This window comes from Marinobacter segnicrescens (genome assembly GCF_900111555.1).
Classification (GTDB): domain Bacteria; phylum Pseudomonadota; class Gammaproteobacteria; order Pseudomonadales; family Oleiphilaceae; genus Marinobacter; species Marinobacter segnicrescens.
Genome location: NZ_FOHZ01000012.1, coordinates 70,706 through 84,983 on the forward strand (window position 1 = coordinate 70,706; position 14,278 = coordinate 84,983).

Sequence of the window (14,278 nt, forward strand, 5' to 3'; positions counted from 1 at the left end):
GGCTCATATCAGGGAATGCCTTGCCACGGGAGGATTGCCCCTCGAGTACCAGCCCATAAGGGCCATGAATCATCCTGACATCGGGCTGGGCCTGGAGATACTGGCACGGTTGCGGGGCACTAACCGGGACGATGCTGACATGCCCCCCCCGGGAATTCCTGCCCCTGATCGAACGATTCGAGCTGTCCCGCAGGCTGGACCGGCAGGTGATCAAGCAGACACTCTGCCACCTTTACCGCCACCCGGACCTGGCGAGCGCCCTGGGGTACTGCGGCTTCAACCTGTCCCGCGGCTCCCTCCAGGATCGCACCCTGCCCGCCTTCATCGGTCGGGCTCTGGAAAAAACCGGGCTTGATCCGGCGAGCCTGTGCTTCGAGATTCCCGCCCAACATGCCATCAACTTCACGGCAGAGTGCCGGCAGCTCTGTCGCATGCTTCGACAACTGGGCTGCAAAACAGCCCTGGATGGTGCTGGCACCAGTATGGAAAGCTACCGCCTGGCCGGCCGGCTGCCGGTCGACTACATCAAGCTGGCTCCCGAGCTGTTGGACGGACTCCACGATGAGCCCACCCACCTGGTGATGGCGGAAGCGCTGCAACGCATCGCCAACACCACCGGCAAGGTCACCATTGCAACCAGCGTTGAGAACGATATTGCGCGCCGGCGGGTACAGACCCTGGGCGTGCATTTCATCCAGGGGCGCCATGTCAGTGCACCCCGGCCACTGAAGCAGCTTGTCAGCGACACCGGCGGACAGTCAGCAGGCGCCATCGCCTGATTCCACGGGGCGTCCCTGCCCCTTCAATGGCTGTTCCCGGAATCAACCCAGACGTGCGCGTGCCCTGCCTGCGGCCGCGCTGACCTGATCCGGGGCCGTACCGCCGAGGTGATCACGGGCCTGTACCGAACCTTCCAGTGTCAGCACATCGAAGACATCCCCATCAATCGTGCCGGAGAACTGCTGCAGCTCTTCCAGGGTCATTTCCGAGAGGTCTTTTTTCTCTGCCACACCCAGTGCCACGGCCTTGCCTACGATTTCGTGGGCATCCCGGAAAGCGACGCCCTTTTTCACTAGGTAATCGGCCAGGTCGGTAGCGGTGGAGAAACCCCGGCGGGCCGCCTCACGCATATTGTCCGCCTTCGAGGTGATGGCCGGCACCATGTCAGCGTAGGCCCGCAGGCAGCCCTTGACGGTATCGACGGTGTCGAACAGCGGCTCCTTGTCTTCCTGGTTGTCCTTGTTATAGGCCAGGGGCTGGCTCTTCATCAGGGTCAGCAAGCTGATCAGGTGGCCATTGACCCGGCCGGTCTTGCCCCGCACCAGTTCCGGCACGTCCGGATTCTTCTTCTGGGGCATGATGGAGGAGCCGGTGCAGAAACGATCCGGCAGGTCGATGAAGTCGAACTGGGCTGAGGTCCAAAGCACCAACTCTTCGCTGAAGCGGGACAGGTGGGTCATCAGCAGCGCCGCGAAACTGCAGAACTCGATAGCGAAATCCCGGTCACTGACCGAGTCCAGGGAGTTCTCGGTGGGCCGGTCAAAGCCCAGCAGCTGTGCGGTCATGGCCCGGTCGATGGGATAGGTGGTGCCAGCCAGCGCAGCGGCGCCCAGGGGCATGACGTTGACCCGTTTGCGGCAGTCCTGCAGGCGTTCTGCGTCCCGCTCCAGCATCTCGGCCCAGGCCAGCAGGTGATGACCGAAAGTGACCGGCTGAGCGGTTTGCAGGTGGGTGAAGCCCGGCATTATCGTGTCAGCCTCGCGTTCCGCCAGGTCCAACAGACCGGCTCGCAGACGGGTAAGCTCCTCGGCAATGGCATCAATCTCGTCACGCAGGTACAGGCGGATATCCGTGGCCACCTGGTCATTTCGGCTTCGGCCTGTGTGGAGCTTCTTGCCGGTGATGCCAATACGGTCAGTGAGTCGGGCCTCGATATTCATATGGACGTCTTCGAGGCTCACGGACCAGGGAAACTCCCCTCTTTCGATCTCGGCGCGGACCGCTTCCAGGCCTTCGATGATCTGGTCCCTTTCCTCGACGGTCAGCACCCCCACCTCGGCCAGCATGGTGGCGTGGGCGATGGAGCCGCGGATGTCGTGGTGGTAAAGGCGCTGATCAAAGGCCACGGAAGCCGTGAACTTCTCCACAAATGCGTCGGTTGGCTCGCTGAATCGGCCGCCCCAGGGCTTTTCGGAACTCTTGTTCGGATCGGTCATGGTGTATCTTTCCTGCTGACTGCCCGGCAGAATGGTCCGGGTGCGAAAAATGTGAGCGGATTATAACACCCCGGAGAGGACTCTCACCCGCATGACCACCGGCCATAGTAAAAATCCGGACCAGGACAGTTCTAACGGGGGCGTGTCCGGCTTTTTTGTGCCGGACCTCTGCCGGGTACGCTCGGTATTCATGCTGGTAATCAGCAGCGAACTGATGGTGATGCTGCTGGCCATGGCCCACGCCCGGGGCCAGTGGATCGACTGGAACTACTTTGGCCTCGTGTCACTGCTGGTGCAGTGGACCGTTCTCACCAGCGCCGCCCTGATCTGCCTCGCCCGACCCTGGCTGACAGGCCTGACAACCACCCGCGCCACCCTCGCCATGGTGATCCTGGTCATCGCTGACGTGTTGTTATTCAGTGGCGTGGCAACCCGTTTCCTCTACCCCGGGGAAACCGCCGCCCAATGGCAGGCCGTGGGGAAAAGCCTGCTCATTGCGGTGATCGCCACCCTGATGGTGCTGCGCTATTTCTATCTTCAGCATCAGTGGCGCCAGCAGAAACAGGCCGAAATGACCTACCGGCTGACCGCACTGCAGGCCCGCATTCACCCCCACTTCCTGTTCAACAGCATGAACACCATTGCCAGCCTGATCGGCACCCGCCCGGAGCAGGCGGAAGATGCGGTACTGGACCTGTCCGAACTGTTCAGGGCATCCCTTAACACCAGCGAACGGCTGGTCCCGCTGAAGGAAGAACTGGCCCTGTGCCGTCGCTACCTGGCACTGGAGCAGCTACGCCTCGGCGAGCGACTTAGGGTGGACTGGCGCACCGATGATGCCCTGAATGACCAGGCGATCCCGCCCCTGACACTGCAACCACTGGTGGAAAATGCCATCTACCATGGCATCCAGCCCCGCCCCGAGGGTGGCACGGTGGTTATTGAAAGCCAGCGCAGCGGGCAGTACGTTTACCTGCTGGTGCAGAATCCGAAACCGGACAGCGGCGCCAGCAATCATCAGGGCAACCGGGTAGCCATCCGTAACATCCAGGCCCGCATCCAGGCCCTGTTCGGCGAAACCGCGGTGCTCAAGCACAGCCATCAGGGTGAGCTTTACACGGTGACCCTGAGACTCCCCTGGCAAACCACAGGCACAAGCCGATGAACCAGCTACGCGTACTCATTGCCGACGACGAGCCCCTGGCCCGGGAACGGCTGCAACGCATGATCGAAGGGATCGAGGGCTACCAGGTCGTCGCGGAGGCAGCCACCGGCTCCGAGGTGCTTACGGCGGTGGCCGGCCATACTCCCGATGTGGTGCTGCTGGACATTCGCATGCCGGGGGGCGACGGGTTGGACGTGGCCGAGAGCCTTGCCACCCAGACGGATCCGCCCGCCATCATTTTCTGCACCGCTTACGACGAATACGCCATTCGCGCCTTCGAGGTGCAGGCGGCGGCGTACCTGCTCAAACCGGTACGCCAGCAGGCGCTGGCGGATGCCCTGGGGCGGGCGGAGCGCCTCAACCGGGCACAGCTGCAGGCCCTCAGGGCCCGACCGGACGAGAGCCATCACCTGAGTGTGACCAGCGCCCGGGGCACAGAGCTGGTGGACATGACCCAGGTGAGGTATTGCGAGGCTGACCAGAAATACGTCACCCTGCACCATGATAAGGGCGAAACCCTGACGGACCTCAGTCTCAAGGCCCTGGAGCAGCGTTTTCCGGACCAGTTGCTGCGCATCCACCGCAATACCCTGGTGGGCACCCGCTATGTCCGCGCCCTGGAGCGACTCGATGACGGCACATGCCAGCTCCGACTGACCGACCTCACAGACACCCTGCCGGTCAGCCGGAGGCATGTTGCACGGGTCCGTCAGCGGCTGCGGGAGCTCTGAATACGGGACTTTTCGAGGCTGGCGCGTTAGGCTTGTTGGCAGCTTGTCATTGGCTTCGGATTAACCGCTCAGCCACCAATTCTCACCGCTCAAGAACATGGATATCATGGCAAAACGTACACTGCGTATCGCAACCCGTAACAGCGCCCTCGCCCTCTGGCAGGCGGAATTCATCAAGGCCGAACTTGAGCGCCTGCACGACAGCGTGGAAGTGGAGCTGGTGGGCATCAAGACCCAGGGTGACAAGATCCTGGACGTCCCGCTGGCAAAAATTGGTGGCAAGGGCCTGTTCGTCAAGGAACTGGAAGAAGCCATGCTGGACGGCCGCGCCGACCTGGCCGTGCACTCCATGAAAGACGTCCCCATGGGGTTCCCGGATGGCCTTGGCCTGGTAGCCATCTGCGAACGGGAAGATCCTACCGATGCCTTCATCAGCAACGATTATGAAAGCGTTGAAGCGCTTCCCCACGGAGCCGTGGTGGGCACCGCCAGCATGCGTCGTGAAGCCCAGCTGAGAGCCTATCGGCCGGACCTGGACATTCGTACTCTTCGTGGCAACGTCAACACCCGCCTCGCCAAGCTGGACGCCGGCGAATACCAGGCCATCGTACTGGCGTCTTCCGGCCTCAAGCGTCTGGGGTTCCATGATCGCATCCGCTATACCCTTCCCGACACACTGTCACTGCCGGCTGTAGGCCAGGGCGCCCTGGGCATCGAATGCCGCCTGGATGACAAGGAGCTGATCGACCTTCTGGCGCCACTGAACCACAAGGATTCCTGGGACCGGGTCAGCGCCGAGCGCGCCCTCAACCGGCGCCTGGAGGGTGGCTGCCAGGTACCCATCGCTGCCTACGCACTGCTGGAAGACAATGACACCCTGTGGCTACGCGGCCTGGTGGGTGCCGTCAACGGTGAGCAGATTCTCCGCGCAGAGGGCCGCTGCCGTCGCGAGGACGGGGAAAAACTGGGCCGGGAGCTCGCCGAAGATTTGCTCAGCCAGGGTGCTGACCGGATTCTCGCCGATATCTATGGCCACACCCCGAAGTAACACAAGCCAGCCCCTTACCGGCGCCCGCGTACTCATCTGTCGGCCGGAACCTCAGGCCAGCCGGCTGGCAGGCGCCTTTGAAGCTGCAGGCGCCAGCACCCGGGTGCTGCCTGCCATCGAGAGGGTGCCACTGCCGGAAACACCCGAGGCCCGCCAGGTTATCCTCGACCTGGACCTGTACCAGCACGTGATCGCCGTAAGCCCCTACGCGGCCAGCCAGTTGCTGGAGCGTATCGATACCTGGTGGCCCCAGCTACCGGTGGGTGTTCACTGGTATGGTGTCGGGGCCGGCACCGCAGCGGTCATGGCCCGGGCCGGGCTGGCCCCGGAACACCCTCCCACCGGCTTTACCAGCGAAGCGCTGTTGCAACTACCTTCTCTACAGAACCTGGAACACGACAAGGTACTCCTGGCCCGGGGCGACCAGGGTCGCGAACTGCTTCGGCAGACCCTCGAACAGCGGGGCGCGCGGGTCACTGTACTACCCCTTTACCGGCGCCAGCAGCCGACACCTCCGGCAACGGTTGTTGAGGCCTGCCTGGACCACTTCCGGCCCGACGTCATCGTTGCCCTTTCCGGGGAAACATTGAACAATTTCATCGCACTGAGTGAGAATAGCAGCCATAATTACCGGGACAGCCTGCTCCTCGTGCCCGTCGACCGGGTGGCCCGCCAGGCCCGGACTGCCGGTTTTAAACGGGTGGTGTGTGCCACCGGCATGACCGACGAGGAAATCGTGGAACGGGTGATTCACTGCTATCCTCGTCAACAGGCCGGCACCACCCGCCGCCCGGAACGCCCTGACCGTCAGTAAGGATGCCCGTGACAGAATCCAACAATCAGCTGCCCGCCACCGTACCCGATACCAACACGCCTCCCGGGGGCAAGACCTGGCCTCTCTGGATCGTCTGCCTGATCCTGCTGGCCGGGCTGATTGCCCTTGCGTTATGGAGCTGGCAGCAGTGGCAGGTCCAGCAGCAACTTGAACAGTCCCTGGAACATGTCAGCGAGCTGAACCGCCAGCTGGACCAGCGTCTTGACCAGGGCTCCAGTGACCGCAGTGAGCGTCTCCAGTCCGTAGAAAACACCCTGCGCGAGCAGCAGCAAACACTGGGGGAACAGCAGCGGCAGATCGACCACAATGCCCGCGAACTGCTGGATGCGGGCAATCGTACCCGCACCGACTGGCTGCTGGCAGAGGCGGAGTACCTGCTGCGCATCGCCAACCAGCGGTTGCTGATAGAGCAGGATATCCGGGGGGCCCTCGCCGCCCTCAATTCCGCCGACGAGGTACTCCGGGAAACCGATGACGTGGGTGTCTACCCGGTTCGTGAGCAGTTGTCGAAAGAGATCATGGCCCTGCGCAGCGTGACCGATGTGGACCGCACTGGCCTTTACCTTCGACTGGAAGCCGCCCGGGAGGCTGTCAGCCAGCTAACCGACCAGGCCCTGATCGAAGAACGGGCCCCCGGCTTCAGCGCTGACCAATCCAGCCAGGATGACACCGCGACCACTGAAGAAAACACGGCAGCCAGGGCCTGGCAAAGAGCGAAGGACAGCCTGAAAGAGGTGGTATCCATCCGCCGACTGGACGAACCGGTCAAACCCCTGTTGTCTCCCGACCAGAGCGCCTGGGCCCGGCTGAACCTGCAGCTGATGCTGGAGCAGGCCGAACTCGCGGTACTGCGGGGGCATGACGACCTCTACCAACAGGCGATGGAGAAGGCCGTCACCTCCCTCGAGGACTGGTATGACGGCACCGATAACCGGGTAACCGCCCTGCGGGAGACCCTCGCGGAACTGAAAGACCGGGAAATCAACCCGGAACTGCCGGATATCAGCCAGTCCCTGTCCCTGCTCAAGGGGCGTATCGCTGGCCGGCACGTCAACAACGAAGCGCAGATGGACGGCGATAACAGCAACGGAGGCGACGAGTCATGATGCGACTGGTGATTATCCTCGTCGTTGCGCTGTTGCTCGGCCTCGGTCTGAGCCTCGGGCTGCAATACGACCTGGGATACATCCGCATCAGTCTGGGCAACTACCTGGTGGAAACCAATTTCTGGGTAGGCGTGGTGCTGCTGGTGGTTCTTACCCTGGCCCTGATGCTCCTGATCTCTGCGGTACGACGACTGACCCGCGGCACCGGTGCGGTTACTCACTGGCTCGCCCGCAGTCAGAAACGCCGGGCGCGCCGCCGGACCACCGAAGGTCTGCTGGCGCTGGCTGAGGGTAACTGGCCCCACGCCCGCAAGAAGCTCGAATCTTCTGCAGAGCAGGCGGAGACCCCGCTGATCAACTACCTGGCCGCCGCCCAGGCCGCCTCGGAAGCCGGCGACCACGACGCTGTGGATGAGTTGCTGCGCAAGGCCTTTGAAAGCACTCCCGGCTCAGACCTGGCGGTGGGCATTACCCAGGCCCAGCTGCAACTGAACGCCAACCGCCTGGAGCAGGCTCTGGCTACCCTGGTACGTTTGCGAAAACAGGCCCCCCATCACCCGTTCGTTCTCAAGTTGCTGAAGAACACCTACCTGAGACTGGAAGACTGGCGGGAATTGTCCAAACTGTTGCCAGAACTGCGCAAGCGCCAGTTGGGAGATCCAGCAGAACTGGACCGGCTGGAACGGACGGTTTGGCACAACCTGCTACACCGGGCTGCCGAGGAGTGCCGGCGGCAAGGTAACCAGGATCTTTCCACTTTGACCCGGTTGTGGGACGAGCTGCCGAGCTCCATGCGCCGAGACGAGCATACCATCCGGGTGTATACCGAATTGCTGGCGAAAGCCGGCCAGGAGGCCCAGGCAGAGACGCTGCTGCGGAAAGTACTGCGCAATCACTGGAGCGACGAGCTGATTCACCTTTATGGACGCATCTGTGGTTCCAAGCCGGATGAGCAATTGCTGGCAGCAGAGCGTTGGCTGCAGGACCGGCCCAACAATCCGGAGCTGTTGTTAGCCCTGGGTCGCCTGAGTTTGCGTAATGAGTTGTGGGGCAAGGCCCGGGAGTATTTCGAGACCAGCCTGCATTTGCGTCGCAGCCAGGAGACGTTGGCGGAGCTGAGCCGTTTGAATGCCCATATGGGGGATGAGGACGCCAGCATGCGGCTTATGCAGGGCCTGGTCAGGGAAACCGGGCTGCCTGAGTTACCCATGCCGAAGGCCTGATTGTTTCATGCAATCTGGAGTGGGGGTCTGGGACTGCCTGGGTTTTGACTGGGCATTTTGGCTTGGTTGCCTGGGGCTGCGGTGGGGGACCTTTTTCCGCTGCAATTCACGGTACGTCCTGTACCGACCTTGCACCGCGCCATCCATGGCGCTGCTCCAAAAGGTCCCCCACCACATCCCCGTGCGAACTTACAGTTACCGCAACAGAGACAAGAGGCAAGACCGCGAAATATAAAGCCCGACTAAAGCTGCAGGCATTTCCCTGAAGGCAACTCCGTTGTCTGGATGTTTCGGGGTGGGGGTGCTTTCGCAGCAGCGCCATGGATGGCGCGGTGCAAGGTCGGTACAGGACGTACCGTGAATTGCAGCGGAGAAAGCACCCCCACCCCGGAACATTCCACCGAAGCCCCAGCCCCCGATGCGGCTTGTCTCAAGGCCATAAAGGTTTCACAAGATCCCTGGATCAGACGCTAAGCTTTCCGCTGCCAGGCCGTCAGCTCGGCAATGGTGTGCTGATACTTGCGAGCCGTCTCGCGGATAACGAATGGCACATCCACCGGCTCGCCGAGCAGGTCAAAGTGGGGAGCCAGTATGTCCTTCATGCCATCCAGCACCGTGAACGGCTGGCCGTGGCGCTCGAACCCGCCCACCCACTTCCCCCGGGGCGTGAACTCCTCCAGCAGGGTATAGGGTGAGCTGATTACCAGTACACCTTTGTCATTCAGCAGCTTGTGGACACCAGAGAGAAAGGCGCCCGGGTCCTGCAGGCGGTCGATCAGGTTGCCCGCAAACACCAGGTCATAGCCCTCTTGCTCCGGTCCCAGGTTGCACGCATCCGCCACCTCGAAGCGGACCCGCTCAGCACGGTTGGCGAGCTGGTGAGCGGCCAGGGAGGCGGTCGCCTGGGTGCCCAGTTCCCCCTGCTCCCGCAGGAAGTAATCCATCTGACCGTCCCGCTTGAGGGTGTTGGCGGCCTCGATGAAGCGATTGGAGAGATCCAGCGCCACGACCTCGTCAAAGGCCCGGGCCAGTTCGAAACTGGTGCGCCCTACCGCGCACCCGAGGTCCAGTGCCCGTTTTTTTTCTCGCCCGGCCATGTGCTCCAGGCAAATGCTGGCGCAGCGGGCAGGATAATTGCCAACACCGAAATAGCTGTCGCCGTAATGAAAGGCCAGGTATTGGCCCAGTAACTCGTCGGTTTCATACAAGTTCATCGTCGCTCTCCCGGGGCGGGGCGGTTACAGGGCACAGGTGCGGAAACCCGTGTACACGTCATTGCGCTGTGGCAGGTAAGCCTGGCGATAGGTGCCTCGAATCAATACCGACGAGGTGGCACACCCGCCACCACGGGTCACCTTGTGGTCACCAAACTGCAGGGTAGACATGAATGGATACATGTCCACCTTGAAGCCGTCGTAAGGCAGGAACTGGTCGCTGGTCCACTCCCAGCAGGTGCCGATCATCTGCCGGCAGCCAAAGGGGCTCTCGCCAGCTGGCATAGCACTGGCGGGCTGCCGGGCCATCATGGTGGTGTCCATGTCCACGCGCTCCGGGGTGGGCGGCTCGTTACCCCAGGGGAAGCGTCGGAATGCTTCGCCCGGGCGATTCCCCAGGGCGGCCACTTCCCATTCCGTTTCCGTCGGCAGACGTCGGCCTGCCCAGTTGCACCACGCCTCGGCTTCCCAGTATGAGACATGGATCACCGGGGCATCCGGTTCCAGTGGCTGCCACTGGTCAAACAATCGCTCCTGCCACTGGCCCTCATGCAGGCGCCAGTACAGCGGATGTCTTGGCGCCCGCAAGACCGGTTCACGTTCACCGAAGACCAGTGCTACGTCGGTTTCGCTCTGAAGCCACTTGCGACCGCCGAAGGACCAGAGCTCGGGACGGCGGTAACCGCCATCTTCCAAAAAGGCGAGAAACTCAGCGTTGCTCACCGGTGCACGGGAAATGCTGAACGCGTCCAGAGCCACTGTATGGCGAGGTTTTTCGCCATCAAACGCGAAGTCTTCACCGGCGTAGTCGGCTGACTCCCCGGGCATGCCGATCAGCCAGGTGCCAGCCGGAATCCGCGCATCTCCCAGTTGCTCGCCGCGAGCGGAGGCGGGCTTCATCACCCCCGGAGGCGGCGGGTAGCCCACGGTCTGGCGGCACCAGGTCATGGATTCTATATGCATATGCTGGTGGTAGATCGCGTAGCGATAGAGGTACCGCGACCGCTCATCCAGCGGCTGCTCCCGGATGCGTTGGGCGATCCTGTCATAGATGGTGAGCATGTAGTTCCGGGTCTGCTCCCGGCCCGGAAAGTAATCCCGGTTCCAGCGGTCCCGGTGGTCAATATGGAACGAGTCCCAGAGGTCATCCATGGATGGGTCATAGCTCGGGGTACCGTCCAGCAGGTTCAGAACAAATACCTCGTAAAAGAACGAGGAGTGGCCCATTTCCCAGAGCGGCGGGTTTACTCCCGGGTGCCAGGGTACCTGTAGCTGGTCGTCATCCAGGGAATCGACCAGCGCCAGGGTACGTTGCCGGGCATTCTCCAGAAGGCCAAGCATTTCGTCTTTCAGGGCTGTTTCGCGATCTGCCATATTTCTTCTCTTGAAGCTCTCTATGATGTCGCTGCTGACAGTCGAGTGACGATTTAAGTGGTTGTGCCCTGTCTGGAACACTGACGGACTTCACACAAGCTGAACTGTCCGTATATTTTACACGCCGCAGCAGATGCCATTTTTGTGACTTAGTTAACACACTGGTCATGCGGCAGTTCTCATTTTATGGCACATAACCTGTTTGTTTTCCCGCCAGGACCCGATGGATGCCCCGGTCGCGATTCCAGCAGCTACAAAGCAGGCGACCACAGGGGGCATCCCGGATCAGCTTAAGTCCGGCATCCACCAAACACAATGTGCGCCGGGCCCCGGCACGCTGACCTGGACGGTGGCACAATGGATTCCAAACGCAAACTCACCTGGCTGACCCATGGCACCCAAGCTGTCCAGGTGCCTGGTGTCCTGAGCTCAGGCTGGCAGGTACATCAGTTCGATTATACGGTCCCACCCCGGTTTGGACTGCCCGACGGGCATCAGGGACATGTGGGCATACTGGACCTGACTCGTTACCCGAAAGACGGCGTTCCCCACCTGGACCGCTGGTTTGAACAGCTGAATATTCCCCTGTGGATCGGCATCCTGCCAGAAGCGCCCAGCCTGAACCGTCAGCTGGCCTACCTCACCTCACTGCACTGCTCGGACTATCACACGTTACCGATCGACTGGGAAAGGCTGGCCATGGTTGCAGGGCACCTATGGGGCATGGCGGAACTTCATCAGAAGGCCACACCAGCAACCGGCGACGACTACCAGGAGATTGCACTCACCGGGGAGTCAGCTGCCATCCGCCATGTTATTTCGAGGCTCAGGCGGTTTGCGGGCACCAGTGAACCCGTGTTGATCTACGGCGAAAGCGGCACCGGAAAGGAAGCCGCGGCCCGACTGGTCCATGAACAGTCCCTGGCCCGCCATGGCCCACTGATCACCATCAACTGCGCGGCGCTGCCGGTCTCACTGACCCAGAGTGAGCTTTTCGGTCACGAGAAAGGCGCATTCACCCATGCCACGAGTCAGCGTACGGGCCGTCTGGAGGCTGCGGATGGCGGCAGTCTGCTATTGGCGGGTATTGACGAACTTTCCCTGGTTCAACAGTCGTACCTGCTCCGTTTCCTCCAGGAGGGGGTCGTTGAACGTGTTGGCTCTAACCGCCCAGTGCGGATTAACGCCCGGCTCATTGCCACGGCTTCCACGCCATTGTCCGAGCTTGTACGCCACGGCACCTTCCGCCAGGACGTGTTTTTCAGGCTGGGTGAGATGGCAGTGGAGCTGCCCCCGCTGCGCGAGCGCCCGGAGGACATCCCCCAACTGACGGAGGCCTTGCTCCAACGACTACCGCCCCACCTGTCGCCAAAGCCGGTCAGCCAGGCCACCATGCAGCGGCTGATTACCCATAGCTGGCCCGGCAACCTGCGGGAACTGCAGAACCGGTTGCGGCAGGCCCTGCTGCTGGGTGAAAGCCCGCAGATAGAGCCCATGGACCTGGGCCTGTACGGGATTCCTGCCAATGTCCACGATCACCACGACCTGAGCCTGGCCCAGTTCCGGTCCAGGGCTGAGCGACAAGCCCTGCACTGCAGCCTGGCGCTGACCCGGCATAACATTTCAGCGGCCGCCCGTCTGCTACGCATCTCCCGTGCCTCTTTCTACCGTCTGATCGACAAGTACCAACTGCCGTTATCAGACACCATCCACTCAGCCAACACACCCGGACGTCAAACCCGCCGGTAAGGAATGACCATGCGCATAGCCCGGATCCTGCTACCCCTGACAACCGCACTGGGCCTTTTGCCGGTTACGGCGCTCAGCCAACAACCTGCCCCGGACACGACCGTGGGCTCCGAAGCCCGTGAAGCCGCCTCCAACCAGGCCACCGAGGTAGCCTCCATCACCTACGACCGGGGGATCGTAACCTCCCCGGGGCGAATCACCATCGAGCCTTCCGTCTCCTATGCCCACAGCAATTCCACCGTGGTGGCCGTAGAAGGCTATACGGTCATTCCCGCCTTGCTGGTAGGGCTGATCAATATCTCGGAAGTGCAACGGGATATCTTCACTGGGGCCCTGGCCATGAAGTATGGCTTTTCCAGCCGTTTCGAGGCTGGCATACGGGTGCCCTACCTGATCATCAATGAAGACCTGCGGGAGCGGGAGGTTTTTCAGGGCACGCCCCTCGACACCATCCGCGAGTCATCCGGTGACGGTCTGGGCGATGTGGAAGTGTCGGCACGCTACCAGATCAATGATGGCCTGGATGGCTGGCCATACCTGATCGGCAGCCTGCGGGTAAAGGCGCCCACCGGCGAAGGTCCCTATGACGTGGGCCAGAGGATCATCTACGACAGCAACAACAACCCCATCGGGGTAGAACTCAGGGAGCGCCCTACCGGATCCGGCTTCTGGTCCATAGAGCCAGGCATCTCATTTATCTACCCCACCGATCCGGCGGTGCTGTTCGGCAACCTGAGCTACGTCTGGACCATGGAGGAAGATGAGGGTGAACGTAACGGTGGCACCATCGACCCGGGTGACGTTATCCGGTTCGGGTTCGGTATGGGCTTTGCCTTCAACGAACGCACCTCGTTCAGCCTGGGCTATGACCACTCGATCATCGGCGAGACAGACTATGAGCTGGATAACAGCCTGTTTGACACACGGTTTGAGCAGGTACACGTGGGCTCACTGACCTTCGGTCTATCCCAGCGGCTGACCCGGGATACCAGCCTGAGTATGGCGGTGAGCGTCGGAGTGACCGACAACGCCCCCAATGCAGAGATTACCCTGCGGCTACCGATCAACCTCTAGTGTCCTGCCTGGTTGATTCGTTAACTACTGGGTGCTGGCAGGATCAACGGCTCAACAGGCGATTGAGGTGCTCGCCCAGGTGCAGTGGCACCTGCTGGTGAACAGCAAGGTTATTGAGTTCGATATTGAGCCGGTGGATGTTCTGGATCACCGTGGAATTCAGGCTGTTCTGGATGACGGTGGTCCAGCCACTTCCGCCGATACCGGGCCCCACGGCGACCCGGGCGCCCGCCGGTTCATCAGGCTGCATGACCTGCACCACGGTTTCCATACGGTGGGCCACCTCCCCACGCATCTTCTGGTTCAGGTTCGGAATGGTCAGTCGGTTAACAATCAGTTCCTGGCCATTCAGCGCAACGATCTGGTCCAGGCCGATGGAGATCTCCAGCCCGTCCTGCATAAAACCGCCTCGCAGCCGGTCCAGTTCCTCATCGGCCAGCACCGGTCCCGCCAGGTTCAATACCTCGTTCACTGGTGTCGCTGCCAACAGGGGGCCGGGGAAAAGCATCACAGCAACCATCAGTCTGCAAACATTGTTCATGG

At 61.7% G+C, this 14,278-nt stretch carries 13 protein-coding genes; 9 read left to right on the forward strand and 4 right to left on the reverse strand.

The window, feature by feature from the left end; translation table 11 throughout:
• Window positions 1-131: 131 nt before the first annotated feature.
• On the forward strand, window positions 132-779 hold the full coding sequence (locus tag BM036_RS12650; RefSeq protein ID WP_091852725.1) for an EAL domain-containing protein: 648 nt from the start codon (window positions 132-134) through the stop codon (window positions 777-779).
• 42 nt (window positions 780-821) lie between these two features.
• Here BM036_RS12650 and argH read toward each other — a convergent pair whose 3' ends face one another.
• Complete coding sequence (argH, locus tag BM036_RS12655) at window positions 822-2,216, reverse strand: argininosuccinate lyase (protein ID WP_091852728.1); 1,395 nt, start codon at window positions 2,214-2,216, stop codon at window positions 822-824.
• A 91-nt stretch (window positions 2,217-2,307) separates the two neighbouring features.
• Here argH and BM036_RS12660 point away from each other — a divergent pair, with 91 nt between their 5' ends.
• The 6 genes from BM036_RS12660 (at window position 2,308) to BM036_RS12685 (ending at window position 8,324) form a co-directional block, all read left to right on the forward strand.
• The gene (locus BM036_RS12660) at window positions 2,308-3,381 is read left to right on the forward strand and encodes a sensor histidine kinase (protein ID WP_091852731.1); all 1,074 of its coding nucleotides are present in this window, start codon (window positions 2,308-2,310) and stop codon (window positions 3,379-3,381) included.
• On the forward strand, window positions 3,378-4,112 hold the full coding sequence (locus BM036_RS12665; protein ID WP_091852734.1) for a LytR/AlgR family response regulator transcription factor: 735 nt from the start codon (window positions 3,378-3,380) through the stop codon (window positions 4,110-4,112). The genes BM036_RS12660 and BM036_RS12665 overlap by 4 nt, the downstream gene beginning before the upstream one ends.
• 106 nt (window positions 4,113-4,218) lie before the next feature.
• Window positions 4,219-5,160 (forward strand): hydroxymethylbilane synthase, encoded by a 942-nt coding sequence (hemC, locus tag BM036_RS12670; protein ID WP_091852840.1) that lies wholly within the window; start codon window positions 4,219-4,221, stop codon window positions 5,158-5,160.
• Window positions 5,141-5,974 carry a uroporphyrinogen-III synthase gene (locus tag BM036_RS12675; RefSeq protein WP_091852736.1) on the forward strand — a complete coding sequence of 278 codons (834 nt, stop codon included), beginning with the start codon at window positions 5,141-5,143 and terminating at the stop codon, window positions 5,972-5,974. The genes hemC and BM036_RS12675 overlap by 20 nt, the downstream gene beginning before the upstream one ends.
• A gap of 2 nt (window positions 5,975-5,976) precedes the next feature.
• Window positions 5,977-7,101 (forward strand): uroporphyrinogen-III C-methyltransferase, encoded by a 1,125-nt coding sequence (locus BM036_RS12680; protein ID WP_091852739.1) that lies wholly within the window; start codon window positions 5,977-5,979, stop codon window positions 7,099-7,101.
• Window positions 7,098-8,324, forward strand: a complete 1,227-nt coding sequence (locus BM036_RS12685; RefSeq protein ID WP_091852742.1) for a heme biosynthesis HemY N-terminal domain-containing protein — start codon at window positions 7,098-7,100, stop codon at window positions 8,322-8,324. The genes BM036_RS12680 and BM036_RS12685 overlap by 4 nt, the downstream gene beginning before the upstream one ends.
• A gap of 470 nt (window positions 8,325-8,794) precedes the next feature.
• Here BM036_RS12685 and BM036_RS12690 read toward each other — a convergent pair whose 3' ends face one another.
• Entirely contained in the window at window positions 8,795-9,538 is a 744-nt protein-coding gene (locus tag BM036_RS12690; RefSeq protein ID WP_091852745.1) for a putative 4-mercaptohistidine N1-methyltransferase, read from the reverse strand.
• 24 nt (window positions 9,539-9,562) lie between these two features.
• Entirely contained in the window at window positions 9,563-10,912 is a 1,350-nt protein-coding gene (gene senA, locus BM036_RS12695) for a selenoneine synthase SenA (RefSeq protein ID WP_091852748.1), read from the reverse strand.
• A gap of 357 nt (window positions 10,913-11,269) precedes the next feature.
• Between senA and BM036_RS12700 the strand changes: the two genes are divergently transcribed.
• Both BM036_RS12700 and BM036_RS12705 read left to right on the forward strand, forming a co-directional pair.
• Entirely contained in the window at window positions 11,270-12,661 is a 1,392-nt protein-coding gene (locus BM036_RS12700) for a sigma 54-interacting transcriptional regulator (RefSeq protein WP_091852843.1), read from the forward strand.
• Between the two features lie 9 nt (window positions 12,662-12,670).
• Entirely contained in the window at window positions 12,671-13,735 is a 1,065-nt protein-coding gene (locus BM036_RS12705) for a transporter (protein WP_245742614.1), read from the forward strand.
• 43 nt (window positions 13,736-13,778) lie between these two features.
• Here BM036_RS12705 and BM036_RS12710 read toward each other — a convergent pair whose 3' ends face one another.
• Entirely contained in the window at window positions 13,779-14,276 is a 498-nt protein-coding gene (locus BM036_RS12710; RefSeq protein ID WP_091852751.1) for a hypothetical protein, read from the reverse strand.
• Between the last annotated feature and the right edge of the window lie 2 nt (window positions 14,277-14,278).